The organism is Streptomyces sp. NPDC005281 (genome assembly GCF_040607495.1).
Taxonomy (GTDB): Bacteria; Actinomycetota; Actinomycetes; order Streptomycetales; family Streptomycetaceae; genus Streptomyces.
Window position 1 is genome coordinate 84,299 of sequence record NZ_JBEXGX010000025.1, and the last position, 25,787, is coordinate 110,085.

Annotated in this window: 22 protein-coding genes; 4 read left to right on the forward strand and 18 right to left on the reverse strand. The window is 70.6% G+C overall.

Annotated elements, in window-relative coordinates; translation table 11 throughout:
* Window positions 1–31: 31 nt before the first annotated feature.
* The 7 genes from ABZV42_RS30125 to ABZV42_RS30155 form a co-directional block, all read right to left on the reverse strand.
* Window positions 32–847, reverse strand: a complete 816-nt coding sequence (locus ABZV42_RS30125; protein WP_355984617.1) for an ABC transporter permease — start codon at window positions 845–847, stop codon at window positions 32–34.
* A gap of 6 nt (window positions 848–853) precedes the next feature.
* The gene (locus tag ABZV42_RS30130; protein WP_356054531.1) at window positions 854–1,627 is read right to left on the reverse strand and encodes an ABC transporter permease; all 774 of its coding nucleotides are present in this window, start codon (window positions 1,625–1,627) and stop codon (window positions 854–856) included.
* The gene (locus ABZV42_RS30135) at window positions 1,624–2,595 is read right to left on the reverse strand and encodes an ABC transporter ATP-binding protein (protein ID WP_356054533.1); all 972 of its coding nucleotides are present in this window, start codon (window positions 2,593–2,595) and stop codon (window positions 1,624–1,626) included. The genes ABZV42_RS30130 and ABZV42_RS30135 overlap by 4 nt, the downstream gene beginning before the upstream one ends.
* Window positions 2,592–3,665: a hypothetical protein gene (locus tag ABZV42_RS30140; RefSeq protein ID WP_356054535.1), complete on the reverse strand. Its 1,074-nt coding sequence runs from the start codon at window positions 3,663–3,665 to the stop codon at window positions 2,592–2,594. The genes ABZV42_RS30135 and ABZV42_RS30140 overlap by 4 nt, the downstream gene beginning before the upstream one ends.
* Window positions 3,662–4,483, reverse strand: a complete 822-nt coding sequence (locus ABZV42_RS30145; protein ID WP_356054537.1) for a hypothetical protein — start codon at window positions 4,481–4,483, stop codon at window positions 3,662–3,664. The genes ABZV42_RS30140 and ABZV42_RS30145 overlap by 4 nt, the downstream gene beginning before the upstream one ends.
* Entirely contained in the window at window positions 4,483–5,724 is a 1,242-nt protein-coding gene (locus ABZV42_RS30150) for a pitrilysin family protein (RefSeq protein WP_355984622.1), read from the reverse strand. The genes ABZV42_RS30145 and ABZV42_RS30150 overlap by 1 nt, the downstream gene beginning before the upstream one ends.
* Before the next feature lie 127 nt (window positions 5,725–5,851).
* The gene (locus ABZV42_RS30155) at window positions 5,852–5,995 is read right to left on the reverse strand and encodes a hypothetical protein (protein WP_355984623.1); all 144 of its coding nucleotides are present in this window, start codon (window positions 5,993–5,995) and stop codon (window positions 5,852–5,854) included.
* Window positions 5,996–6,095: 100 nt separating this feature from the next.
* On the opposite strand from ABZV42_RS30155, the gene ABZV42_RS30160 reads away from it, so the two are divergent.
* The gene (locus ABZV42_RS30160; RefSeq protein WP_355984624.1) at window positions 6,096–6,341 is read left to right on the forward strand and encodes a hypothetical protein; all 246 of its coding nucleotides are present in this window, start codon (window positions 6,096–6,098) and stop codon (window positions 6,339–6,341) included.
* A 32-nt stretch (window positions 6,342–6,373) separates the two neighbouring features.
* Here the strand turns inward: ABZV42_RS30160 and ABZV42_RS30165 are convergent, their stop codons facing one another.
* From ABZV42_RS30165 to ABZV42_RS30175, 3 genes are all read right to left on the reverse strand, one after another.
* Window positions 6,374–9,502, reverse strand: a complete 3,129-nt coding sequence (locus ABZV42_RS30165) for a BTAD domain-containing putative transcriptional regulator (protein ID WP_356054539.1) — start codon at window positions 9,500–9,502, stop codon at window positions 6,374–6,376.
* A gap of 499 nt (window positions 9,503–10,001) precedes the next feature.
* Window positions 10,002–11,639, reverse strand: a complete 1,638-nt coding sequence (locus ABZV42_RS30170) for a PQQ-binding-like beta-propeller repeat protein (RefSeq protein WP_355984626.1) — start codon at window positions 11,637–11,639, stop codon at window positions 10,002–10,004.
* A gap of 115 nt (window positions 11,640–11,754) precedes the next feature.
* Window positions 11,755–12,762, reverse strand: coding sequence for a glycosyl hydrolase (locus ABZV42_RS30175; RefSeq protein WP_356054541.1), 1,008 nt, complete (start codon window positions 12,760–12,762; stop codon window positions 11,755–11,757).
* A 219-nt stretch (window positions 12,763–12,981) separates the two neighbouring features.
* Here ABZV42_RS30175 and ABZV42_RS30180 point away from each other — a divergent pair, with 219 nt between their 5' ends.
* From ABZV42_RS30180 to ABZV42_RS30190, 3 genes are read left to right on the forward strand one after another with little or no spacing between them, the layout of a single operon-like run.
* Entirely contained in the window at window positions 12,982–13,497 is a 516-nt protein-coding gene (locus ABZV42_RS30180; protein WP_356054543.1) for a hypothetical protein, read from the forward strand.
* A 26-nt stretch (window positions 13,498–13,523) separates the two neighbouring features.
* Window positions 13,524–15,698, forward strand: a complete 2,175-nt coding sequence (locus ABZV42_RS30185; protein WP_355984629.1) for a bifunctional polysaccharide deacetylase/glycosyltransferase family 2 protein — start codon at window positions 13,524–13,526, stop codon at window positions 15,696–15,698.
* The gene (locus ABZV42_RS30190) at window positions 15,695–16,960 is read left to right on the forward strand and encodes an acyltransferase (RefSeq protein ID WP_356054545.1); all 1,266 of its coding nucleotides are present in this window, start codon (window positions 15,695–15,697) and stop codon (window positions 16,958–16,960) included. The genes ABZV42_RS30185 and ABZV42_RS30190 overlap by 4 nt, the downstream gene beginning before the upstream one ends.
* Before the next feature lie 65 nt (window positions 16,961–17,025).
* Here ABZV42_RS30190 and ABZV42_RS30195 read toward each other — a convergent pair whose 3' ends face one another.
* The 8 genes from ABZV42_RS30195 to ABZV42_RS30230 all read right to left on the reverse strand — a co-directional run bounded on the left by ABZV42_RS30195 (window position 17,026) and on the right by ABZV42_RS30230 (window position 25,766).
* Complete coding sequence (locus ABZV42_RS30195; protein WP_356054548.1) at window positions 17,026–17,505, reverse strand: hypothetical protein; 480 nt, start codon at window positions 17,503–17,505, stop codon at window positions 17,026–17,028.
* Window positions 17,502–17,795 (reverse strand): hypothetical protein, encoded by a 294-nt coding sequence (locus ABZV42_RS30200; RefSeq protein WP_356054550.1) that lies wholly within the window; start codon window positions 17,793–17,795, stop codon window positions 17,502–17,504. Before ABZV42_RS30200 ends, ABZV42_RS30195 begins: the two co-directional genes overlap by 4 nt.
* Window positions 17,796–17,831: 36 nt before the next feature.
* A complete protein-coding gene (locus tag ABZV42_RS30205) occupies window positions 17,832–18,059 on the reverse strand; it encodes a hypothetical protein (protein ID WP_356054552.1) in 228 nt (75 codons plus the stop codon).
* A gap of 429 nt (window positions 18,060–18,488) precedes the next feature.
* A complete protein-coding gene (locus tag ABZV42_RS30210) occupies window positions 18,489–20,393 on the reverse strand; it encodes a glycosyltransferase family 39 protein (RefSeq protein ID WP_356054554.1) in 1,905 nt (634 codons plus the stop codon).
* A 41-nt stretch (window positions 20,394–20,434) separates the two neighbouring features.
* Entirely contained in the window at window positions 20,435–21,493 is a 1,059-nt protein-coding gene (locus tag ABZV42_RS30215; protein WP_356054556.1) for a hypothetical protein, read from the reverse strand.
* Window positions 21,494–21,537: 44 nt separating this feature from the next.
* Window positions 21,538–22,020, reverse strand: coding sequence for a poly-gamma-glutamate biosynthesis protein PgsC/CapC (locus tag ABZV42_RS30220; protein WP_355984636.1), 483 nt, complete (start codon window positions 22,018–22,020; stop codon window positions 21,538–21,540).
* Window positions 22,020–23,480, reverse strand: a complete 1,461-nt coding sequence (gene pgsB / locus ABZV42_RS30225) for a poly-gamma-glutamate synthase PgsB (protein WP_356054558.1) — start codon at window positions 23,478–23,480, stop codon at window positions 22,020–22,022. The genes ABZV42_RS30220 and pgsB overlap by 1 nt, the downstream gene beginning before the upstream one ends.
* A 15-nt stretch (window positions 23,481–23,495) precedes the next feature.
* On the reverse strand, window positions 23,496–25,766 hold the full coding sequence (locus ABZV42_RS30230; RefSeq protein ID WP_355984638.1) for a cache domain-containing protein: 2,271 nt from the start codon (window positions 25,764–25,766) through the stop codon (window positions 23,496–23,498).
* Window positions 25,767–25,787 lie beyond the last annotated feature (21 nt).

Consider the following 25,787-nt stretch of genomic DNA (forward strand, 5'->3'; position numbering starts at 1 on the left):
GGGTGCCCTTTCTCTTCGAACGGCTTGCCGCTCATACGGCGAACTCGTATCCGTCGTGCCGCCGGGCCCGCTCCGCCGCGAGGCGAAACGCGGTCAGCGCGGCCGCCAGCCACAGCAGGCCGGCCACGGCGGCGAACACCGCCGGGCGTGCGACGGCGGCAGGCCCGGCACCGTCGGCGAGGGCGCGCACCGCGGCCACACCATGGGTGGCCGGGAGCGCTTCCGCCACCAGCCGCACGCCGAACGGCCAGAAGCCGGTGGGCACCTGCACACCGCTGATGGCCATGGTGATGAGGAACGCGGCGTTGTAGACGATGTTGCGGACGGCCGGCGCGGCGAGGACGAAAGCGCCGAGGAACAGACCGAAGCCGTACGTACCGAACGCGGTCAGCACCACCAGCAGCACCAGCACGGGCACCTGGGCCGCGGTGAAGTGCACGCCGAACAGCGGATCCAGCAGCAACAGCGCGACCAGTGAGGTGCCGCAGCCGCTGACCGGCCACTGGAGACTGCGGCCGACGAAGACCCAGCCCATCTCGCTGGGCGCGGCGGCCAGCAGCGCCAGGGTGCCCTGGCCGCGTTCCCAGCTGGTCGACACCACCACGGTCATGGCCTCGATGACACAGGTCGCCACCGAGTTGCCGAGGACGAGGTAGCGGGTCTGTTCGGCCGAGTGCAGGAAGGAGCCGATCAACGCGAAGAAGGTGACCTGGCAGAGCATCCGGCCCAGCCAGCCGAACGTCCAGCTGTACCAGGTGTAGGTCGCGCGGAAGTCGGCCAGGGCGTTGGCCGCGGCAGCGCGGACCACCCGGCCCACGACGACGATGCGGGAAACGGTGATGTCCATACGGCCTCACATCCGGGCCAGGGTGCCGGTGACCCGGACCCTGCGCAGAATTCGGTCGATCAGCAGCGTCCCGGCGGCGTAGCCGGCCAGCCCCAGCAGAACGACGGCCAGGAGACCGCCGGTCGTGTCGTGGGCCGGGCCCGGGCTCACGGCGGCCCTCAGTACCTGCGCGCTCCAGGACAGGAACACGGCCTTGCTCGCCGGCTGGAGCCAGTGCGGGAGATAGCCGACGGGCACCAGGACCCCGCCGAGCAGGAAGAAGGGGAAGCTCAGCGTGTTCTGGAGAATGCGAGCCGAGGGCGCCAGCACGAACAGGGCCGACACACAGCTCGCGGTACCCGCCATCGCGGCGGCCGTGAGCAGCACCCCGACGACGAACAGCACGGGGTGGGCGATCGTCACCAGCACACCGAAGCCGGCCCAGGCGACGAGCCAGGCCTCAGCGAGACTCAGCGTGCTCAGCAGGGTCACCGCCGCGATCCGGGCCGCGATCACCGACGAATAGCGCGCGGGGGTGGCCACCACGGCCTCAAGCGTCCCCCGCTCACGCTCGTGGCCGATCAGCTCACCGCCGGCCATCAGCGCCATCGACCACAGCGACATCAACACCGGTGCCAGCACGGCGAACCCGGCGAGGTCCCGGCGGTCGGCATGCTCGGTGATGGCCAGGAAGAGACAGGTGTACAGCGGCGCGGTCACGAAGACGTGGAGGGTGTCCGGGGTGCGCAGAGTCATCACGGTCTGGAGGCGGAAGACCTGCCAGAACAGGGTCGGGCTCACCTGGTCACCCGCATTCCGCGGTCCTTGACCAGGTGCCGGTAGACCTCGGCCAGTCCGGGGCGGACCGTGGCCAGCGAGGTGACTCCCGCCGCGACCAGCCTCCGCAGGACCTCGCCGGTGGTGTCGGCCGCGGAGATCTCGACCGTGATCCGTCCGTCGGGCGTCCGGTCGAGCGAGGAGACACCGGGCAGGCCGCGCAGGTCCTCGGCCACAGCGACGGGAACGGCGGCCGCCGTCACCTGTTCGTAGGCCGACATCCGGCGGGCCAGCACCTCGGGCCGGTCGGTCGCCAGTACCTGGCCCTGGTCGATCAGCGTGACCTGGTCGCACACGGCTTCGGCTTCCGCCATGTCGTGCGTGGTGACGAGCACCGAGCGGCCCTCCGCGCGCAGCTCCTGCACCAGCGTGCGGAAGTCGTAGGCGGCCAGCGGGTCCATGCCGGCGGTCGGCTCGTCGAGGATGAGGACCCGGGGGTCGCTGACCAGGCCGCGAGCCAGGTGCAGGCGCTGCTTCATACCCCGGGAGAAGCCGTCCACCCGGTCGTCCGCCCGCTCGCTCAGGCCGACACGGTCCAGCAACGCGTCGGTGCGCAGGCGCAGTTCACGCCCATGCAGACCGTAGAGCGCACCCCACAGAGCGAGGTTCTGGCGCGGCGAGATCCGGCCGTACAGGCCACGGTCGCCGCCGAAGACGATGCCGATCAGGGGCTTCACCGCCCGTGGCGTGGCGGCGACGTCGTGACCGCACACCCGCGCCGACCCCGAACTGGGCAGCAGCACGGTCGTGAGGATCTTGCACAGCGTCGTCTTGCCGGCGCCGTTCGGCCCGAGCAGGCCGTGCACCTCGCCGGGGCGGACGGTCAGGTCGATGCCACGCAGTGCCGCGACGAGGGAGTCGGGCCGACGGCGGGATCCGAACTCCCGGGTGAGGGAACGGACTTCGATGGCGTGGGTGTCCGAGATCGTCACGGTCGGGCCTCCTCGTTCGTGACGGTGGCGAGAGCGGCGGCGTGCAGCTCCGGTGGCACCAGTTCGCCGGCCACCAGCAGGAAGTCGCCGACCGGAGTGCGGGCCAGTGTCATGTCGTCCCGGTGCTCGAGCACGCACCGCTCCCCGGTCCGTACGGTCTGGGTCAACGGCATGCCCCAGACCGGCCGACCGGACGCGAGGCGCGCCGTGACCGAGCGGTCCGGCTCCGGTCGCGGCAGGGCTGCGGCGGTCCGGCGGGCACGCTCCGCGGCCGCCGGTGCGGCCAGGGCACGCCGCAGCGGCTCGGCCTGCGGATGAACGACGGCGGCACTCAACAGGTCGAGCAGTTCTACGAGTTCGGGCGCCAGGAGACAGGTGGCGGCCGCGTCGGCGACGGCCGTCGGCTTCAGGGCTCCGCTGTCGAGCAGCATCAGCAGGTCGACGGCGTCCTTGGCGTGGAACGGGCGCTGGAACCGTTCCTCGGCCACCGACAACAGGTCGGCCAGGACGTGGTCTTCGGGCAGCTCGGGCCGTACGGGGACGGTGGCGAAGTCGCCGCAGAACGCGGCCGTGCACAGCTCCACCCGGATCTCCTCCTCCATCAGAGGGTCGGGGGAGGGCCACAGGACGGCGAGCATGACGTGCAGCCGTCCGTCGGCGAAGAACAGCGACAGTTCTTCGGGTTCGCCGCCCAGCGAGCACAGTGTGAGCACGGCACTCCACAGCTGGTCCTCGTCGTGCGCGACGAGGTCCAGGTCGCCCACCGGGCGCCGGACGTCCGGCGGATAGTGGCGGGCGAGGGAGGGGCCCTTGACGGTCACGATGCCCGGGCGGTCCGCGAGCGCCGACCGCAGCTCGGCGTAGCGGGCCGCGCGGGAGCGGGCCCGCTCCAGCAGATCCCGGCTGCCGCTGCCGGGCTCGGTGCCTTCACCGACGGCCAGCGACACGATCAGCTGAGCGAGCGTTCCCGAAGTCTGCTGGGCGCGGCGCACCAGACGGTACGGCCCCTCGTGCTCGGGGACGTCGAGCAGTCGGTGCAGCAGTTCCAGGTCGAGAGATGCGGCGGTCATGGCTGTCGGGCCCCCTTCAAAGTCGCTGCCAGTTCCTGGGCGTCCGTCGTCCAGTAGCGGTGATGTATCCGCCAGCCCCGCGCACACAGGGCGGCGGTGACCCGGTCGCCACCGCCGTCGAGGCCGTGCACGACATGCCCGGTCAACGGGAGCCGCGCCGTGCGGGCGAGGCCGGCCACGGCGGCGATCAGTGCCTCGCGGCCGGCCGGACCGTCGGCGCCGGGTTCGACGAGGACATCGACCAGCTCCATGTGAGCCTCGTCGGTGATCTCGTCCCAGGCTTCGCCGACGACGGTCGCGTGGCCGACCGGGACGCCCCGCTCCCACACCAGCAGCGACTGCCGGGACGGTGTGTCGAGCAGGGCGTCGGCCTCGGCGGCCACGGCGTCGACGCCGGCCGGCCGGTTCTGCTCACGCGCGGCGTGCACGATGGCGCGCCCGAGCCAGTCGGCCAGCAGCGGCCGGTGTTCGTCCAGCGCCGTGGTGACCCGGGGGCCGTCGGCGCCGGCCGGCACCTCGGCGTCCTCGGCGAGTCGCACGTAGGTGAGGTCGCGGTGCCACGGCCGCGGCAGCCGGACATCCGCATCGGCGCGTACGACGAGGGCGGACACCCCCTGATGTTCGGTGAGCAGCGCCCGCCACAGGGACTGCGAGGCGTCGGAGTCCGCCAGCAGCCCCGGGTCGGCGTACTCCACCAGCAGGCGCCGCTCGCCCGACAGGGGATCGGTGGAGACGCCCGCCACACAGGGCAACCCGGCCACGACGCGTACCAGCTCCGCGTCCCGCGCGGACTTCAGATAGCTCTCGGCGGCGTACATCAGACGGCCACCGAGCGGACCGTCATCCGCAGTTCTCGGCGGACGTGCGCGGCGGCCCGCCGCACGTCGTCGATGCCTACTCGCCGCAGTTCGGCGATCTCGCCGTCGAGGGACCAGGGCCGTCCCGTGGCGCAGGTGCGCTCGGCGATGAGTTTGGCGTACTCCAACGGCGTCTCGGACTCCAGGACCAGGCTCATCTCCGCCTGTCGCACCGCCGCGTCGAAGTCGTCGGCGGTGGGACCCTGTTCGGCCACCGCTGCCAGCAGTTCGTGTACGACCGTACGGACTTGGCCGGCCGAGGTGGCTTCGGTGCCGATGAGCAGCCGCCAGGCGCCCGCTTCGCGGTAGCCGCGGTCCCAGGCGTGGAACGAGTAGGACAGACCGTGCTCGCTGCGCAGCGTGCGGTACAGCAGGGAGGAGGGACTGGAGCCCAGGAGGTGGGCGAGGACACCGTAGGCGGCCCGCCCCGGCACATCGGCCCGTGGCGAACGCGCGCCGAAGCAGAACCAGGTGAAGTTCACCGCCTCGGGATCCGGCAGCGGATCGTCGGGGCTCGTGGGCTCGAGCCGGACACGGGGTGCCGGGTCCACCGGCGCTTCCGCCCCCATGACGGCGGCTCCGGCCAGCGTCGAGGGGACTCTGGGACCCACGACGACCAGCGCACCGGGCGCGCGGACGAATCCGTCGCGGTGGACGGTGGTCAGTTCCTCCGCTGTCACCGCGGCCAGGTGATCGGGCGTGCCGCCGACCGGGCGACCGAGCGGGTGTCCGGGAAAGAGGCCGGCGAGGACCGCGTCCTGGACGGCGTCCGAGGGATCGGCCGCCGCGGCGGCCAACTCCTGGAGCACGACGGCACGTTCGCGGTCCAGCGTGTGGCCGTCGAGCACCGGTTCGAAGACGGCGCGCAGCAGTGCGGCGGCCACGTCCTCGGCGTCGTCGGCGTGCGTCTGCGCGTAGTACAGCATCACTTCAAGACCGGTCTGCGCGTTGGCCTGACCGCCGCGGCGCTCCACGTACTCGCTGAACGACCGGGCGGGCCCGTCGCCCCCGAGGGGACTGGACATCACCAGGTGTTCCAGCAGGTGGGCGATGCCTCCGCGGCCCTGCGGATCGTCGCGCGAGCCATGGGCGAGCGCGAGGCAGACGCTGGTGGTCTTCAGCCGCTCGTCGACGACGGCGAGCAGAGGTACGGAGGTGCCCGCCGGCCCCGGAAGGCGGGCGGTGAGGTCGTAGACAGTCAAGGGCCACTCTCGTAGGGCCGTACGCGGCGGGGACCGACGCGATGTGCGGATGAACCGGAGGAAAGGGGGGTGCGGCGGCGGCTGCCGGGAAGACGTGCTTCCCGACAGCCGCGGACCATGCGGTGCCTCAGGCCTTGGCGGCCTTGACCTTCACCTTGTCCAGGCGGGGACGCAGGCCGGTGGCGTGGTTGCGAGTCATGTCGCTCTCCTTCGATCTCTCGGTTGTGGTGCGGAGCCGGATGGCCCGACCACCGAGAACGCTAGGCAGCACGTGTCAACAGCACGTCGACGTCGGCTAGGTGACGGCCTCCGATCAGACGTTGACCGGCTGTCGACGCGACCGTGCCACGATGGCCGCACACAGGCACGAAATGGCCGCACACAGGTACGAAGCGGCTCAGCCGTACGAAAGCGAGATACGCGTCATGATGCGTGGCAAGACCCTCAAGCCGATCCGTCGACGTTGCGTCGCCGTCCTCGGGCTCGTCGCCCTGGCGGCCGTGATATCGGGCGTCGCGGAGCGAGCCGGAGCCGACGGAGGGGCGCAGCCCGCCGCACACGTCGTCGCCTGGAACAGCACCAGCGCGAGCTGCGTCACCTGCACGACCATCGGCTAGCGCGCACCGCCGCCCGTCAGGGGACCGCGTCCTCAGGTCCGGCCGGCGCGCGAGTCCGAGGCGAGATCGACTGTCGCCAGGGCCTCCGCGGCCTGCCGGGCCTCGGGCAGCCCGAGACGCTCCAGCATGCTGTACGCCTCCGCGAGCTGTGTCCGCGCCCGGTCCCGTTCTCCGCGCTCCGCCAGGACACGGCCGAGTATCAGCCGTGCCGTGGCCAGATCACGGTCCCCGCCGCTCTCCTCCAGAAGCGCAAGCGCCTCCTGTGCGTGCAGGGCGGCGCCGTCCAAGTCGCCCATGTGGCTGAGTGTTTCCGCGAGCCGGTAGCCGGCCTGTGCGGCCCGGTCCCGGATACCGGCCGCCCGGCACAGGCGCAGGCACTCCCGAAGCCGCTCGGCCGCCTCGTCCCAGAGCCGCATGCCGTGCAGAGCCAGCCCCAGCACATAGAGCGCGTACGCCGTCATCCCGGCGTCGTCGCCGACGGACCGCAGATCCGCAAGCACCGTCTCGCACGGGACGACCGCGGCGGCGGGCTGCCCGTGGCGGATGAGCGTGAGCGCCACGTTGAGCATGGTGGCCACCTTGCCGGACCGGTGCCCGAGCTTCTCGGCCAGGACCAGAGCGGCGTCGAAATGGGCGAGCGCGTCCTCGTACCGGCCGAAGAGCTGCGCCGCCACCCCGAGATCGTTGAGCGCCTGCCGCAGGATGACCTCGTCACCGGTGGCACGGCACAGGGTCACCGCCTCGGTGGCGAGCCGTTCGGCGCCGGCCGGATCACCGGCACGCAGGGCGAGAGCGCCACCGAGCCACCGTGCCCTGCCCAGCGCCCGCCGGTCCGCGTGGGTCTCGGCGGCGGCGGCCAGCACGTCGGCCGCCGCCGTCAGGCTGGGCAGCGGCACCTCCTGGCCGAAGGCGGTGAGGGCGATCAGCAGATCCATCGCCACCGGCAACGCGGTGGGATCGTCCACGGCCTGGCGCAGGACCGCCAGAATGCCGTCGACCTCCTCGGCGATCCAGGCGCGGGCCGCGGGCACGTCGGCGAAGTCCGGGCCCCTGAACCGGATCGGCCCCAGGCAGTCGGTCACCGGGTCGCCCGGCACGACACGGCGAAACGCCTGGCAGGCGCTCGCCAACAGGAAGTCGAGCAGCCGCTGGACCGTCATGCGGGCCGGCTCCTCGCCGGGCGGCACGGGGAGGTTGCGGGCGAACGCCCGCAGCAGGTCGTGGTAGCGGTAGCGGCCCGGCGCGGGGGATTCCATCATCGAGGCGTCGACCAAGGACTCCATCACGTCTTCGGCGCCGGCCTGGTCGAGGCCGAGGACCGCAGCCACCGCCGCCAGTCCGATGTCGGGCTCGGCGGCCGGAGCGAGCAGCCGGAAAGCGTGGGCCTGATGAGCGGTCAGCTGCCGGTACCCCAGCTCGAAGGCCGCGTCGACGGCGATGTCCCCGAACCGCAGATGGGTGATGCGACCGCGTTCATCGGCGAGCTTGCGCACGAGAGAAGCGATCGTCCATCCCGGGCGCGCGGCCAGTCGCGCCGCCACGATCCGCGTGGCCAGCGGCAGTTGACCGCAGACGGCGACCAGAGAACGCGCGGCCTCGGGTTCGGCGGCGAGACGAGCGGGCCCGACCACCTCCTCCAGCAGGGCCAGCGCCTCTTCCGGGGTGAAGACGTCCAGAGGAATGTGCGCGGTGGCGTCCAGACCTGCCATACGCGGCTGGCTGGTGGCGATCACCGCGCAGCCGGCGCTGCCGGGCATGAGATGGCGAAGCTGCACCGCGTCCCGCGCGTCGTCCAGGACGACCAGAACCCGGCGACGGTCGAGCAAGGACCTGAACAGCGCCCCGCGGGCCTCCAGTTCCTCGGGCAGCTTGTCGGCCGGCACGCCCAGCGCGGTGAGGAAACCCCCGAGGACACCGAGTGGGTCGGCCGCCGCGACGCTGCTGCCGCCCAGATCGGCGTAGAGCTGGCCGTCCGGAAAGTGGTGGCGCGTGCGGTGGGCCACGTACAGCGCGAACGTGGACTTGCCGACGCCACTCATGCCGGTCACGGCGACCGTGGTCAACGCGTGGTGTTCAGCTGCGGTGAGCAGGTCGTGCAGGCGTTGTGCGAGCGCCTCGCGGCCGATGAAGACGGGTGTGTCGGCGGGGAGTTGAGCGGGCGCGGGCAGAAAGGCGGGACGTGAGCGGTCCGCGACCGGCCCGCCCCGCGGCGCCTGTGCCTGATCCGGGACTCGGTCTGCTCCCAGGTCGAGTCCCGCGTGCGAAGTGTGTTCGTCGGCCGAGGCGGGACCGTTCTTCGCGAGAAAACGCGGCTCACCGCCCGGGAGGTCCACGAGGTCAGGGGCCCGGACGGTACGTTCCCGAGGCGACCCGGTCTCCGAGGGCGCATCGGACACGGCGTCGCCGTTGAGGATGCGTGTGTATTCCTCGGACAGTTCCCGCCCGGGATCGACGCCGAGTTCCTCCTTGAGGCGACGGCGCACACGGTCGTGGACCGCGAGCGCTTCCGACTGCCGTCCCGTCGCGTACAGGCCGCGCATCAGCAACGCGTGCGGGTGCTCGCGCAAAGGGTGTTCGGCGGTGAGCTCGGACAGTCCTGGCAACGCCGAATGGAATCGGCCCAGTTGGACGGCCAGGTCGAGACTTTCCACCCGCAGGGAGACCTTGAGCTCCTCCAGGCTGTCGCGCCTGCGTGCCGCGAAGGGGCCGGGGACGCCCGCCAGCGACTCGCCCTGCCACAGTGCCAGAGCCCGGCCGGCCGTTTCCTCGGCGTCCGCTAAACGACCCTGGGCCCTGAGCTGGGCGGTCCGCTGCGCCAGCGACTCGGCGTGCCACGCGTCCACCGAACTGCCGGTCATGGCGAGGCGGTACCCGTCCGCGGCCGACAGCAGGTTGCCCGGTGCCGAAGGGTCCGGCTCCAGAAGCCGGCGCAGCCGCCAGACGTAGGTACGGATCGTCGTCGCCGCGGACTTGGGCAGCGTGCTCTCCCAGAGGGCATCGATGAGATCGTCGAAGGACACCGCGTGCCCGACGCGCAGCAGCAGGGCCGAGAGCACGGCCGCCTGTTGCGGAGGGCCGACCGGGAGTTCGGCCTCGCCACGGAAGGCCCGCACCGGCCCCAGCACCCGAAAGGTCAGATCATCGGCTGCCTGTGCGCTCATGCTCTATCTCCTCGGCCCGGGGTGGATGGCCACAACTCGTTCAACTGCGACCGCATGCGTACGGGTTGGCCGCCGGCATGCCGCTATCACTCACTTCACTCAAGATGATCACTTTTTCCTCCAGGTTGCTTCGTGCGCAAAGGAGCGCGCCGTGTGATTCGGGCAACCTGAAAAGGAGCGCGCGGGGAGAGTGCTGGGACTTGCCCTTGCGATCGGCTACGTGCTGAGGCGGTTCTTCCGCTTGGCAAGGTCCGAGAAGTCGATGCGCCCGGCCGCCCGGCCGGCCCGGGTAGAGCCTCACCCCGGGCCGCGGTGAGGCCTTACCGGTACAGCCGTACGCCGGTCGCGGTGAGGTCCTACCGGTACGCCTCACTCCGGGCGCGGAGAGGCCCTACTGATACAGCCGCTCGCTGGGCGCGGTGAGGTGCTACCGGTAGGACCTCACCCCGCTCGCGGTGAGGTCCTACCGGTACGCCTCACCCCGAGCGCCGTGAGGGTCCTACCGGTACAGCCGCACGCCGCCGTTCGACCCGATGGCGTTGAGCTCCAGCACTCCGCCGTCCGAGGTGACGTACACCGTGCCGGAGGTGAAGTTCCACTTGCCGGTCCCCGTCGGCAGGCCCGCGACCGGGGTGGAGCGACCGGTGCGCGGGTCGATCGAGATGAGCTGCGGGGAGCCGGACGTGGTGACGGCGTACACCTTGTCGTCCGCGCCGGACGCCGGGACGGCGAGGGCGGCGGAGTGGTGGGTCCAGAGTTTGGCGCCGGTGGTGGTGTCGAAGCCGTCGATCACCGTGCTGCCGGCGGTCGAGGCCGGGGTGACCAGGACCTTCCCGTAGAGACGGGCGGAGTGATCGGCGCCGGTGCTGTTGCCGCTCGTGAGCTCGTCGTCGCCCACGGCCAGTTTGCGGCCGGTCCCGGTGGTGCCGAAGACCCGCACGGCGTCCTGGCGTGCCGTGTGGACGGCGGCGATCAGCGGCGAGCCGGACAGGAAGTGCGTCACATCCGAATGGGCGCTCTCGGGCTTCCGCCAGATCACCTTCCCGGTCCTGCCGTCGTACGCGGTGAGGGTGAACCTGGTCTTCTGGTCGAGACAGAAGTCGTCCACCAGCACGGCACCGTCGGTGCCCCAGTTGTAGGCGTTGCAGTAGTGACCGCGAGCCTTGTACCCCCATACGCGGGTGCCCGTGCGGACGTCCACACCGCCGAGGAAGTTCTGGCTGACGACGGTGGCGACGTTGCCCTTGAGATACGTCGAGGCGATCGCCGCGGCGGGGTGCTTGGCGTTGGTCAGCGGCATGGACCAGAGGATCTTGCCGGTGGACGCCTTGACACCGGCCAGCCAGGTGCAGGTGCTGCCGCCCTTGCCGAAGGCGACCGTGCCGATGCCCCGGGCGTTGAGCGTCGGCGACATCGCGCAGGGGACGGTTCCGCGCTTGGAGGCGCCGGCGACGGACGCGGCGCTCCACACCTGCTTGCCGTCGGTGACGTCGTAGGCCCGCAGGCCGCCTCGGCTGCCGGCCCGCACGAGCAGCTTGTCGGTGAGCCAGCTGCCGATCAGCGTGTCGCCGGCGGAGGGCGCCGGTAGCTGCCACTCCTGGGTGAGGTTCCTCGAGGCGACGGCTGAGGCGTCCTGCTGCTTGAGCATGACGACGGCGGCCCCGCCGACGCCGGCGAGGACGGCAAGGGTGAGCACGATCCGGCCCACCCGCCCGGTCTTCCCGGTCCTTTCGGCGCCCCCGCGCGCAGGGGGCTGCGGCTGCGCGGCGGCGGACTCGGGGCGGCGGAGGACCGTCTGGTCGAGGACGGCGGTCGCGGGTGACGGGTATCCGGACCCCGGGTCCGCCGGTTCACCGCCGCGCAGCGTGTGCGGGGGCATACCGCGTCCCGGCCCGCGCATGGCGTCGTGGGTGCCGGCGCCGGGCTCGGGGACCCGCAGCGGGACGGTGTACTCCCACCGAGTCCCGGAGGATTCGCCGTACTGCTCGGCCGACGGCCGGCCGTCCCACGGTGCGGCGGGCCGCGTCTGCTGCTGTTCCCCGTACGGCTGCGGGTTGCCGGCCGCCGTGCGGGGCCGGAACGCCCAGCCGGGCTCCTCCTGCGGGACCCCCTGGCCCGGCGACGATTCCGTCGTCATCTCCCTGATCTCCCCCTGCTCGGGCATCCGCGGTTGCACGTGCCACCGGCACCGATGCGTGATGGTAAAGGTCGTTCCTGAGGGCTTGCGCCCGGCTTCCCCTGCGCGCCCTGGATCAGCCGTTCTTGAACGAATGGCCGAAGCCGCTGCGGGCCGACTCCACCTGGAACGCGGCGAGCGCCTCCCTCGAGGTGCTGATCCGCCAGTCCATCAGCTGTTTGCCGCCCGGCCAGTCCTTGCGCTGGTCGTACCAGACGAGCCCGATGACGCCCGCTTTCGCGGCACCTCGGAACAGGTCACGGATGTGTGCCTGCTTCTGCTCGCCCTGCGCCACCCCGGTCTCCGCGATCAGCACCGGCTTGTCGGCGAAGGCCGCGATCTCGCGCAGGGTGGGGGTGAACAGGCTGGAGAAGGCGACCCCGTCGATCGGCCCGTAGTAGCCGATGAGGCCGACCCAGTCGACGTAGGCGCTGCCCGGATAGTACGGACGCAGTTCGGCGGTCGTGCCCGAATCGACCACGTGCGGAGTCCACACCCAGATCACGTTGGTGACGCCCCGCGCGGTGAAGACATCGTGCACACGCTTCCACGACGCGACGAAGTCGGCGGGCTTGGTGTGCTCGGGACCCCAGGAGTTCCACGGACCGTTCATCTCGCCGGCGAAGGAGAGGGCCAGCGGGCCGTCGTAGGTGGCGATCTGATCCGCCAGGCGACGGATGTAGGCGTCTTCCCGGCCCTCGGCGATGTCGGCGAGCGAGGTGTCGGAGGGCACCAGCGCCATCATGGGCAACTGGCCGTGCCGCCAGAGGAAGGCGTTGCCCTCCGCGTCGAAGTCGTCGCCCCAGGAACCGTAGTACTCGCGGATGTCGGGAGCCCGCCCGGCCTCTTTGGCGAAGGTGGTCGCGATGTCGTACTGCCAGGGCGTCTTGTCGTCGACGACGCCCAGCGCGCGGCCGGACGGTTCGAGCATCGAAGAGACATCGAAATGCGCGGCCGGAGTGGTGGCCGTACCCGCTTTGGCGTCGCCCCCGTTTCCCGTGCCACAGGCATTCACCAGGAAGGTGACAGCGATCGTGAGGATCGCGGCGACCGTCAGGCCGCTGCGGCGGCGGGCTATGGCCATGTGGGAAGGTCCGTTCAAGCAGAAAACAGGCGACGTCGCAGTGGACTCTACGAGACCCACGTGACATTTACAGAATCTGCATATTAATCTAGCGGCATGATCGGGGGCGGGTCGGACAATGTCCTTTTCTTCCCTTATTAATCAATTTTCTGCATTACTTACTGCTTTCGGCGGCGTCGAATCGGCAGAAGCGCGCTGAAGGAAGGCTCGGGGCCGTCGATGACCAGTACCTCCACGGAGGTCGAGCCAACTCCCGTCTTTGTGGACCAGACCGGTCTGCGCGGACGCCGTCTGCGCGGTCTCGGCTGGATGGTGGGCATCACCTGCACCGGCTGCGTGGTGGCGATGGTCTCCGGACTGGTCGGAACCCAGTCGCAGGCGCCCGCGCTCACCGTCCCCGGCACCGCGAACACCACGCCGCCCAGCCAGTACCTGAACGCGCCGCTGCCCGCGGCTCCGGGCGTCGCCATCCCGCAGGACGGCACCACCGCCACGACGCCCGCGTCCGACGCCACCGCGTCGGCCACCGCGTCCGCCACCGCGACGGCGGCGGCCGGTACGGGAACGCCGAACTCCACGTCCGGTACCACCGCGTCGGTCACCCCGACGACGGCGGCCGGTACGGGAACGTCGGGCTCCGCGTCCGACACCACCGCGTCGGTCACCGCCACGACGACGGCCGGTACAGCGGCGTCAAGCTCCGCCACCGCCACTGCCCCTGCCCTCGCGCAGTAGTCCAGACGCGACCGACCAGGAAGTCCATGTCCCGCTCCCGCAATCAACGCCGTCGGCAGTCCATCGCGCGTCCGCGCCGACTCGCCGCACCTCCCCTGCGCTTCTTTCTGCCGGTGACCGTACTGGCGACCCTGCTGGCTCTGATGGTGCTTCGGGGCATGGCCAACAACGAGGTCTTCCACGACGAGCGCATCGCCGTCTCGGTGGACAAGGGCACCGTCCCGACCAGCGTGCTGGAGGGCGGCCCGGTCGTCGACGCCCGCGGTGACAAGAACGGCAAGCCGGTCAACTACACGATCCCGGACAAGACGGTCGTCCTCTCCTTCGACGACGGACCGTCCCCCCAGTGGACGCCGAAGATCCTCGAGGTGCTGAAGGAGAAGAACGTCCGCGCCGACTTCTTCGTCACCGGCTCGATGGTCGCCCGCAACCCGGCGCTGATCCGTCAGATCGTGGCAAGCGGCCATGAGATCGGTCTGCACACCTTCACCCACCCCGACCTCGCGCTGCACTCCGGCACCCGGCTGACCTGGGAACTGGGCGAGACCCAGCTCGCGCTGGCCGGTGTCGCCGGCATCCACTCCAGCCTGTTCCGGCCGCCCTACTCCTCCACCGTGGACGCGCTGGACGACTGGTCGTGGCCCGTGACCAAACAGGCCGGGTCGGAGGGGTATCTGACCGCCTTCATCAACAAGGACACCGACGACTGGAAGCGCCCCGGCGTCGACGCCATCGTCAAGGCAGCCATGCCCGACCTCCCCGGCCAGGGCGAGATGATCCTGCTGCACGACGCGGGCGGAAACCGGGCGCAGACGCTGGCCGCGCTCCCGGTCATCATCGACAAGCTCAAGGCTCAGGGCTACGACTTCAAGACGACCGGCGAGGCCCTCGGCACCGGCTCCGCCAACACCAAGGTCGGCACCTACAGCCTGTGGGTCGGCAAGGCGTTCCTGTGGTGCACCACCTTCTCGGTGTGGCTGCTGCCGTGGCTGGTCGGCCTCCTCGCGGTCGTCGGTGTGCTGGTCATGGCGCGGTTCGTGCTGATGCTCGTGCTCTCGGCCGTCCATGTGCGGCGCACCCGCAAGCGGGGCTTCTCCTGGGGCGTCCCGATCACCGAACCGGTCACCGTGGTGGTGCCCGCGTACAACGAGCAGGAGTGCATCACCAACACCCTGCTCTCCCTGGCCACGAGCGACCATCCCATCGAGGTGATCGTGGTCGACGACGGGTCGACCGACGACACGTCCGCCATCGTGGAAGAACTCGACCTGCCGAACGTCCGGCTGATCCGGCAGCCGAACAGCGGCAAGCCCACCGCCCTCAACACCGGTGTGGCCGCCGCCTCGTACGACCTGATCGTCATGATGGACGGCGACACCGTCTTCGAACCGTCCACCGTCCGCGAGCTGGTCCAGCCCTTCGCCGACCCGCGCGTCGGCGCGGTGGCCGGCAACGCCAAGGTCGGCAACCGCGACACGCTGATCGGCGCCTGGCAGCACATCGAGTACGTGATGGGCTTCAACCTCGACCGCCGGATGTACGACGTGCTCAACTGCATGCCGACCATCCCCGGAGCCATTGGCGCCTTCCGCCGTACGGCGCTCGATGAGGCGGGCGGAATGAGCGACGACACGCTCGCCGAGGACACCGACGTGACCATGGCCCTGCACCGGGCCGGCTGGAAGGTCGTCTACGCCGAGGACGCCCGCGCCTGGACCGAGGCGCCCGCGACCATGAAGCAACTGTGGTCACAGCGGTACCGCTGGAGCTACGGCACCATGCAGGCGATGTGGAAGCACCGGCACTCGGTGCTGGAGCGTGGCCCGGCCGGCCACTTCGGCCGGGTGGGTCTGCCGTTCGTCGCCCTGTTCATGGTGGTCACCCCGATGCTCGCGCCCGCCATCGACATCGGCATGGTCTACGGAGTGGTCTTCGTCGACGCGTACAAGACCCTGGCCGCCTGGTTCACGGTGATGGCCCTTCAGGCCGTCTGCGCCTGGTGGTCGTTCCGCCTGGACAAGGAGAAGGCGTGGCATCTGATCACGCTGCCCGCCCAGCAGGTGGTCTACCGGGTGCTCATGTACATGGTGCTGCTTCAGTCCGCCATCACCGCCCTGACCGGGGGACGGCTGCGCTGGCAGAAGCTGCGGCGCACGGGTGAGGTAGGACTTGACGTGACAACGGGGGCGACGTCTTCATGAGTACCGCTGAAAGAGGTGCCTACGGCGCCCGGGACTTCTCCGACACCGTCGCCCTGCGGGTGACGGACACCGCCCTGATTCCCACGCCGCGTGCCCCGCAACCCGAGGAAGCCGCGCCCGCGCCGAAGCCCGGCCGTGACCGCTACCTCGACCTGCTGAGGGCGCTCGCCCTGATCCGCGTGGTCATCTACCACAACTTCAGCTGGACCTGGCTGCCGATCGTCTTCCCCTCCATGGGTGTCATGTTCGCGCTGGCCGGGTCGCTGATGGCGCGGTCCCTCAACCGGCCTGCGCTGAGCGTGATCCGCGGCCGGCTGCGCCGCCTGCTGCCGCCGATGTGGCTGTTCGGCGCGGTCGTGGTTCCGCTGATGCTGCTGGAGGGATGGCGGCCCGACGTGCACCACCACCCCAACTGGTGGTGGGCCGATCTGGCCTACTGGGTCCTGCCGTTCAGCGAGCCGCCGTTCGGTGCCACGCTGCACACCTTCGGCGGGCACCTGCCGAGTTCCTGGGCCGAACAGATCTGTGTGCCACTGTGGTACCTGCGCGCCTACCTCTGGTACGTCCTGCTGTCGCCGCTCCTGCTCAAGGCGATGCGGAAGCTGCCCTGGGTCACTCTGCTGGTGCCGCTCGCGCTCGCGTTCTTCATCAACTCCGGGCTGGTCGACCAGTCCGGCCGGCTGATGGAAGCCGTCACCGACTTCGCCACCTTCGGCTCCTGCTGGCTGCTCGGCATGGCCCACCAGGAGGGTCTGCTCCGCAAGATCCCGCAGTACATCGTCCCGTCCATCGCGCCCCTGGTGCTCATGTTCGGCCTGTGGTGGCTGTTGCGGTCGCCGGTGGACAACCCCCGGATCGGGCACGACCTTGAAGCGGTGCCGGTCGCACAGGCGATCTGGTCGTTCGGAGCGGTGCTGCTGCTGCTCCACCTGAGTCCGTCCTGGGAACAGTGGCCCAAGCCGCTGGAGCGGTTCAACGGCGTGATCAGCCTGCTCAACTCCCGCGCGGTCACCGTCTATCTGTGGCACTCCTTCGCGCTGGTGCTGACCGAGCCACTGATCGATCCGCTGTGGAACAACACGTTCTTCTACGACCACGCGCAGTGGCTGCTGGCGAGCCAGTGGACACCGCTGGTGCTCGCCGTACCGCTGATCTGCCTGGCGATCCTGCTCTTCGGCTGGATCGAGGACGTAGCCGCCAAACGCCGCCCGCGGCTCTTCCCCTACCCCCGCCGCACCAAGGGCCGCCGCCGCAGCCGCTAGAAGAAGGCTCGGTCCAGCAAGCCCCCTGGCGGAGCGACTGACGGCACCATCCCATGCCGTAACGATCAGTCGAAGGTGAAGACCATGTGAGCGAGGGCTGTGTGCCGGTCGTCGCGGGAGACGGCGGGCAGCTGAGGGCGGGATTCCGCAGGCTCGAGGACGTTGATGTCGAGACCGGTGATGGTGCGGCTGATGTCGGGCCTGCCGTCCTCGTGGCGTGTGCTGTAGCGGGACATCGGTGACTTGACCTTGCGGGCGCTGACCCGCTGGCGCCGGGGCGGGAGGAGGCGGGTCAGGATCCGGTGCCTGATCAGTCCGAGGCGACCGGCGTCGGCAGGGTCGGTGATGACGGCGGCGGCCTGGACGACCTGGTCACGGGCGGTCTGGAGGGCGACGGTGAAGCAGGAGCGGTCCGGATCGGTGCCCGGCAGCGACTCCGCGGCCTCGACCATCACGGTCCGCAGGGTCTGGTAGAGAGTGAGCAGGGCCCACATCTCCTGCTCGACGCCAGTCGGGTCGCCCGACCGCAGGATGCAGCCGTTCATGATCGTGTGGCGGAGTGCGTACTACGCCGATTCGTGTTCCACCGCTGGTGGTAGAGAGCTGCCAGCGTGGCTGCCGGGTAGCGGCGGGCGTCGGTCAGGGTAGTGACCAGCCGGTAGGAGCCTGTGAAGACGGTCCCGTCCGCGCAGGCCACCGTGATCACCGCGTCGATGACACGGACTCTCTCCGTACCGATCACCGACAGGTACGAGCCGTCGCCAAGGCGCGTCAGGACCGGGGTGCGGCGGTTGGCCCGGAGCCGGCCCAGCACCTGGGTGCCGGTCGCGTTCACGGCGGCAAGGAAGCCGTTGCCATCAATGCCTTTGTCTCACAGGACCAGCATGTCCGGCCGCAGCAGATGCAGCAGCTGTGAGGTGTAACTGGTCTCGCCGCCTGCTGGTGGCCCGAACACCGCGCCGATAAGCGCCCTGGTCCCGGTCTCGACCAGCGTCATCAACTCCACGGTCGGATAGCCGTGGTGAGACGTCCGCCCCAGCCAGACCCGGTTCCGCTCGGAGTCGGCGACCTTTTGCGAACTGCACCCGTCGAACGACACCGTCCGGAACGGACCGAATCGCCCCCCCCCGGTGTCGTCGGCCGGGCCGGCCCGCCGCCATGGTGACCGTACGGGTGATGGCCACCACCGGGGCCGACAGGACAGGATGAAACGGCAACGGAGCTCCTCGGGAACAAGCTGTCTTGGACGACTGCCTGTACCAACGAGCTCCGTTGCTCCATGCCGGGAATCCCTCAACGGGCTTGCGTGACCAGCGAAAACGCTAACTACCCGGCCTTGGGGGAGGCTCCCACTGACACGCCCCCGGGCGCTGACAGCGAGTCGATCGTGCGGTGTTTCGCGTCGCTGTTCAGCGTGGTGGTCCGGTCTTGTCGGCAGGCTTCGGGCGGCGGCACGAGCAGAGTTCTTTCAGCCGGGTTGCCGACACTCAGCCGTTGGCCGTGATCCCCGGGTTCCGGAGGCGCCCCTTCACCCCTTCGGGTTGCAGTCATAGAGGGAAAGAGTGCCGCCGGTGCGGCGGCCGTAAGTGGCGGGCCGGACGCGGGTGCAGTGGGACTTCACCCAGGTGGTGGTGGCGGTGGTGGGACGCTTCGTGGTGAGCAGCGCGTAGCGCAGCTGGTGGGTGGTGACGAGCGTGCCGAACTGCCGGGCGGTCGGGTAGGGGGTAAGGCCGGTGAAGCCGCCCATGACGAGCATGGGCTCGGATTTCGCGCGCAACAGGGGCTCGGCGGCGTAGGCGGCCTGGGTGGCGAGCAGGTATTTCTCGCCGTGGCGGCGCGCAGTGAGGTAGCGGAGAAGGGCGGTGTCACGGTTGCCCGGCTGGTCGAGCCCCACCCTGGCGACGGCTCGGTAGTTCTGGAGGGCGGCGTCGTAAGCGAGGCCGACCGGACCGGCCGTCGGCGAGGTGGAGGCGCCCGCGTACAGCGGGTCGAGGCAGGAGAAGGCCCAGCCGGCCGGGACGACCAGCATGGCCGCGATCCCGGCGGCGAGGGCGCTGTGGACCAGTCGCGGGGAGGTGCGGGGCCCGCGGATCCACAGGCCCACCGCGCCGCATATCGCGAGCATCACGGCGAGCGGCAGCAGCCAGGAGAGGAAGCGGGTGGGCCAGTCGAGCACCAGAGCCCAGAGCGTCGTCAGCGCGATGGCGGCCGGCAGCGCCACGCGCCGCTGACCACCCGCCTCGTACTCCGAGCGGAAGAGCTCGAGGCCGCCGCCGGCCAGCGCGGCGAGTGGTGGGGCGATGACAGCGGTGTAGTAGGCGTGATTGCCGTTGGAAACGCTGAACACCAGCGCGTGCACGACCAGCCAGCCGCCCCAGAGCACAAATCCCGCGCGCAGCGGGTCGGTCCGCGGTTGCCCGGAGCGCCAGACGACGCCCAGCACCGCGGCGACGACGGCGAGCGGCAGGAACCAGGCGACCTGGGGGCCGACCGTGTGGTTGATCAGCATCGTCCAGCCGGTGTTGCCGCTCGTGCGGCTGGCGGCGGTTCCCGCGACGGCACCGAATGCGGTGGCGTCGCTGCTGAAGCGGCTCAGGCCGTTGTAGCCGAAGACCATGGCGAACGCACTGTTGTTGGACGTTCCGTCGAGGTACGGGCGGTCGGCGGCGGGTGTCGCCCAGGCGAGCAGCACCCAGGAACAGGAGACCGCCAGGGCGACCGCACCGGCCGACAACGACCGCAGGGCCCTTTTCAACGGCGTTCCAGGTGCCGCGAGTTGATAGACCAGGGCGAAGACCGGCAGCACCAGCCACGCCTGCAGCATCTTGGCCTGGAAAGCGAGCCCGACCCAGACCCCGCAGGTGATCAGCGGCAGCAGCCGCTCGGTGCGCACCGCTTTCTGCAGTGCTCCGGCGGCCGCCACCAGCAGCAGAGTGAGCGCGGTGTCCGGGATGGTGGCTCGGGTGAGGACCACGGTGACCGGGGTGAGAGTGAGCGCCAGCGCGGCGATCAGCGCGGCGAAAGGCCCGGCCCAGACCCGTACGATCCGGTGCAGCAGCCACACGGTGAGCACGCCCTCGACGACCTGCGGCAGCGCGGCCGCCCACGTGTGCGGGCCGAAGAGCCAGACGGAGGCGGCCTCGGGCCAGAACGCGCCGGGGAGCTTGTCGACGGTGATCGAACCGCTGACGTCGAGCCCGCCGTAGAGGAAGGCGCGCCAGCTGCCGGCCATCGACCGTGTCGCCGCGCTGTAGAAGGGGTGGAGCGCGGCGTGCCCGATGCCCCAGGAGTACAGCCCCAGAGCCGTGACCAGCACTGCGGCAAGCGCTGGGCGCTCCCAGCGCTGGAGGGCTTCCGGTGGGCCGGAGCGAGGGTTGTTCGCCCGTCGACGTCGGCGCGCTCTGGTCGGCTGGGCGGCGGGGATGGTGGCCATGGCAGTGGTCCTCGGATCAGCGGACGGGTGCGGCGGCGGGTTCACAGGCGCCGGGCCGCCCTGAACCCGCGGGCGTAGAAGTCGGTGCCGTCCAACAGCGAGTGGCCCGACAGGTCGCCCAGGGTCGGGCCGTTGGCAGCGGAGCGACTGGAGTAGAAGCGGTGCCGGCCCTGGTCGTCGAGGCCCATGTACATGCCGCAGTGGTCGATGAAGTTCGGCCGGTTCTTGATTATGGCGAAGAAGACGAGGTCCCCGGGCTGCAGGACGCCCAGTTCGGTGGGCTGTCTGTCGGTGTGGGGGATCACCATGCGGCCGGGACCGTAGGCGGCGATGGCGAAAGCGCGGCGCGGCAGGCCGGCGCCCTTGGTGTTGGTGTTGTGCAGGGGCAGGCCCATGCGGTAGCCCCATACCAGGCGCTGGAAGCCGGAGCAGTCGACGTCGCCGTAGCGGGCCCGCTCCGGCTGCGCGCGCGTCCCGTCCGAGAAGGTCCAGGGGATGCCCAGGAAGTCGTAGAAGTCGGACTGCTCGTCGTAGTAGGCGAAGTCCAGGGGGTTCCTGACTCGCTGGTTGCGCGGGCCGAAGTGCGCGGTGCCCGCGTAGCGGACGCCGGCGCTGTTGTGCTTGTCGGGCGCCCCGGCGCTGCTGTACTCGAACGCCACCGCGAAGGCGTCCGGTCCGGTGTCGGCGAGCGCCTTGTCGAACCAGCCCTTGAACCAGGCGGACTTCTCCATGCCCTGCTGCCACGCGTGCGGCAGCACCCGCACCCAGGCGTTCGTGGTCACTGTGGCGGCGGTGGTCCGCGGTTCGCTGAAGCTGCGGCTGGGTCCGGCGAGCACGGCGGTACGGGCATCGTCGGTGAAGGTGGCGAGCGTGTCGCCGTCGGGGCCGCGGACGACGGTGCGGCCGGGGTCGGACAGCCGCTCGAAGGTACGGCGCCCGGGCCGGTCGCTCACACCGCCGTTGTTGCCGTTGCCGCTGCCGTGTCCGTGGCGGTTCCAGGCGTAAGCGCCTGCCGCCCCGGCGGTCGCCACGCCCGCAACCGTCCCGAGCACGGCACGGCGGGTCGGGCGGTTGCGCCTGCCGACGGGTTCAGAGTGCATGGCCGGTGCTCCTTGAGAGTGTGGGGTGCAGGACGGTGGACGGGTCAGGCGGTGGGCAGGGCGCCGATCAGCAGTCCGACGACCAGGACCACGTACGTGGCCAGCGTCACGGCCGTGGTCGAGATGAGCGTGGCCCCCAGCGGCTGGCGCACCATCTGGTAGGAGACCAGGCCGGGGACGATGAAGCCGAGCGTCTGTGACGTGTACAGCAGCGGGAACTCGTGGCTGAGAGCGAGCATCACGGTGGTCTGCATGAGCACCGCGCACAGCACCACGGCGGCGAACAGCCGCTTGCCGTAGAGGATCACCGTGCGCTGCAGCAGCTTGGTCATGAAGTAGGTCAGCGCGGAGACACCGACCATCAGCGCCGCCAGCTGCACGTCGGTGACGAGCGTGAGGGCGATCCAGCCGGGGGTGATCATCCCCCCGGGCGAGAGGTTGGTGGTCAGGTAGCAGACGAGCGAGAAGACCAGCCCGAGGGCGATCCCGAGCGCGGCGGTCTGTGCGGTGAGGTTGGCGGGGATCACTAACGGTTCCTCGGAGACTGGTGGGGATCGTAGGAGTGCTGCAGGTCGTCCTGGGATCGCTCGCCGCCCGGCCGGTCGTGGCGGGCGGCGAATCGGCGGGCGAGCTCGCGCTGCCCCGGGACGTGGAATGCGTACGTCGGTGTCTCCAGCGGTGCCACCCAGCTGTACGGCTCGGGGGCGGGAGGCCGGGACAGCGCCATCTGCCGGGGCAGCGCGATCTGCATCGTCTCCTGGTCCAGACCGTCGCCGAGGGGCGCGGAAGCGAGCTCGTCCTCGGAGTCGTCCAGCGGCAGTTCGGCGAGGCATTCCAGGAACAGTTCGCCCTGTCCATGGATGTTGCCGATCGCGACCAGCGAGGAAGCGAGGCCGAGTTCCGCGAGGATCGCCGCGGTGAGTTCCTCGGGGTCGCGGCGGTCGCCGCCGAGATCCACCACCCGCCCGGTGAAGCCGGCCGGAATGGCGTCGCGGGCGCTCTTGGTCGGATGGCCGATCAGGAAGACGGCCTCCGGAGCGAGGTCAGGGATGATCGTGCCCATCTGGCCGTTGCGCTCCACCCGGTCCGGGCGGCAGTTGATGATCACGTTGAGCGGCTGCCCGATCGCGCCCAGATCCTGCAGCTGCTTGACGTTCATCAGCGTCGACTCGGGGTCGTTGGCCGCGAAGATGTTGGCGAAGCGCAGCCGCTTGCCCTCGGGCGTGACGTAGCGCTCCACGGACAGCACGCCCGGGTCGGGGGGCGCGTCCCACATGCCCTGCAACGCGGTCTGCCGTTCCACGCCGAGCAGTTCGGCTACCGCGAGCGCGATCGCCACGTTCTCCTTGAAGGTGAACCAGCTGAAGCCGCGAAGTTCGGCGTCGCTCACCGACTCCGGATCGACGGAGACCAGGCGGCAGTTCCGCTTGTCGGCCTCGTCCTGGAGGACGTGCAGACGGTCCTTCTCCGCCGTCACACACACCCCGCCGACCGGCATCGAGCGGGAGAGCGAGCGGGCCACGTCGTCCAACGTCGGCCCCATCTCCTCCAGGTGGTCCTCACGGACGTTGCACAGGACGCCGATGGTGGAGCGGATCAGCTTCTCCTGGTTGATCTCCTGCAGCGCAGGCATCACCGCCATGCACTCGATCACCAGCGCGTGCGGGCGGTAGGTCGCCGCTCGCCGTACGATGCCGATCTGCTCGACGATGTTGGACAGCCCGAACTTGCGGTAGATCGGTTCCTCGGTGGCGTCCGGGTGAATGAACCGGGCCGCGGTACCGGTGGTCTTGGCCACCGTGACCAGGCCGCCGCCGCGCAGCGCGCCCGCGCACAGCCGGGTGATCGAGCTCTTGCCGCGGATGCCGTTGACCAGTACCCGCGTCGGTATCTGGTTCAGCGAGTCGAAGTGCCGCCTCTGCTCCACGATTCCGGCGACCCACAGCGCGGCGCAGCACAGCAGGACTATGACATATAGGAAGAGCACGCTGAATCCTTTCTCCTACCGCTGCTGCAGTGTGTTCACGCGCCACGACCCGAAAGGGTCGTCGGTCGGTTCGGTTCTGGCCGCCCGGCTGCGTTCCGCCAAAGCCTGGCGAATCAGCTCCAGGCTGCGGGTGACCGAGCCGATCTCGTCGTGGTTGACAGGGTGCAGCACGGTACGGCGGTCTCCGCCCGCGAGCTTCTCGCCGAGCACAGCGACCGCTCGCAGCGGCCGGATCACCACGACGTACAGCCAGCCCAGGCAGGCCGCGCCGAACGCGAGGCCCAGGATTCCGACGAGCATCGTGCGCTGCTGGGCCTGTGTCGCGGGGAGCTGGAGTGCCGCCGCGGGCTCCGCGGTCACCACGCGCCAGCCGAGGTGTGCTGTCGGGCCGTTCTGCGCCAGCGGCGCGGCGGCGTCGACCGAGGGCCCGGAGGACGAGGAGAGCACCTTCGAGGTGGCCGTGCCCGCGGTGCCGGGGGCGCTCTGGGCGGCGCGGGCGAGGCGGGTCAGGCCGGGGTCGGGCAGTTCCTGGAAGGCGCGGTAGCCCACGCTCGCCGCCAGCACCTTGCAGTCGGCGTCCGTCACCCAGACGCTGCCCAGGTTGGGTCTGGCCAGGGTGGAGTTGAGCGTGTTCACGTCGACCTCGCCGAAGAGGACCACCCCGTCCGCCGGGGCTTCGCCGTTGACCGGCCGAACCTGCGCGTAGGAGGCGATGGCAGGTATCCGGCCCGAGGTGTTGACGGTGGTGACCCCGCCGCCGTCGGGCACGTGGACGAGGGTGCGCAGCGGGGTGTCCCCGACCCGGAGGGTGATGGCACCGGAGCGGTCCAGGAGGTAGAGCGAGCGGTACTGCTTGTGTTTGGCGAGAGCGTGTCGCAGATCCTCGGTCTGGGCGGCCCGGCTCTTGCCCGGCAGGCTCGCGGCCACGTCACTCAGCTCGACGTACGACTGGTCGAGCGACTGCCGGACACGGTTCGCCGCGAGCTCGGCGCGCGCCTGCTGGTTGGCGATGACCGGCGCCGGAACCGAGGCCGCGTCCGCCCGGTTCAGCACGAAGATCATCGGCAGCGCCCAGCCGGCCACCAGCACCAGGCCGAGCCCGGCCAGCGCCCGGTAGCCAGGTCCGCGGCGGGCCGGGAACCCCTGCGGGGCGCTCTCGCCGAGCAGTTGTTGCCGCAGCGACTCCAACGCCCGTCCGATCCGGGCGAGTTCCCCGAAGCAGTGAACCGGGACGGGACGGGCGAGCTCCGCCGCCTCGGCCGACCCGTCCTCTGTCGCGCCCCGGGCCAGGCGGCCGGCGGACAGGTACAGCCGCAGTAGCGGGCGCTGCACGAGGAATTGCAGCGCCAGCCCGAGCAGCAGCGCGATACCGGCGAGCGCCCCGGCGGCCTCGAGCGCGAAGCCCGAGTAGTCGGTGTCGGCGGTCGTGGCAGGCACGGCATGGGAGGTGAGCACCACCAGGCCGAGGCCGTCGGTGTCGCCCGGCCCGGTCGTCGAGGCGACCTGGGCCCAACCTGCCACCGTGGGCCGGGAACTCGTGGCCGCCCCCAGCAGGCTTCCGGAGGCGTCGGCGTCTCGTCCCGACGCGCTCACCGCGCGGGACGCGGACTCGGGCAGACCACTGTCGGCCGCGGTCGGTGACGCCGCCCCGTGGGACGTGGTGACGAGCGCCTTGCCGCTCGCGTTCAGCACCTTGGCGATGCGCCCGTCGCCGAACGTCGTGAGGGTGGGGAGCGCCTCGGAAACCACCAGCAGCCACTGCCGCTCGGCCCCGGTCGGGACCTGGTTCTGATCCTGGTTGGCGTCCACCTGCTGCGCGGGCAGCGTGACCCTGGCGAAGTACAGCAACCGCCGCGTCCCGTCCGAGGTCACCAGCCGGGGCGTGATCGGGCCCTGCCCGGACGTCCTCCTGGCGGCCTCCACCCCGGCCAGCGCCACCGACCCGCCACCGGACGCCAGCAGTTTGCCGGTGTGCGCGTCGAGCAGAGCGCTGCCGAGGTCCGCCTTGTTCGCGGCAATCAGCGCCTTGAGCGTGCTCGCGGGTGTCGATGTGCTCGTCGCTGTGTAGGAGTCGGCCGTACGGCGTACCGTGCTCGCCTCGGCATCGATCGCGATACGCACCGACAGCGCGGTGTCCGAAGCGATCTGCTGCTCCGAGTTCAGCATGGCCACCGGCACATGCTCGGAATGGACGTCGCCGAGGCCGGTGACGGTCAGGGCGGCGACCACGAGAAGCAGCAGGAGGAGCAGGACGATCGGCGGGCGAACACCGCCCAGCAGCGGCATGTCGGCGCGGCGGCGGACTCT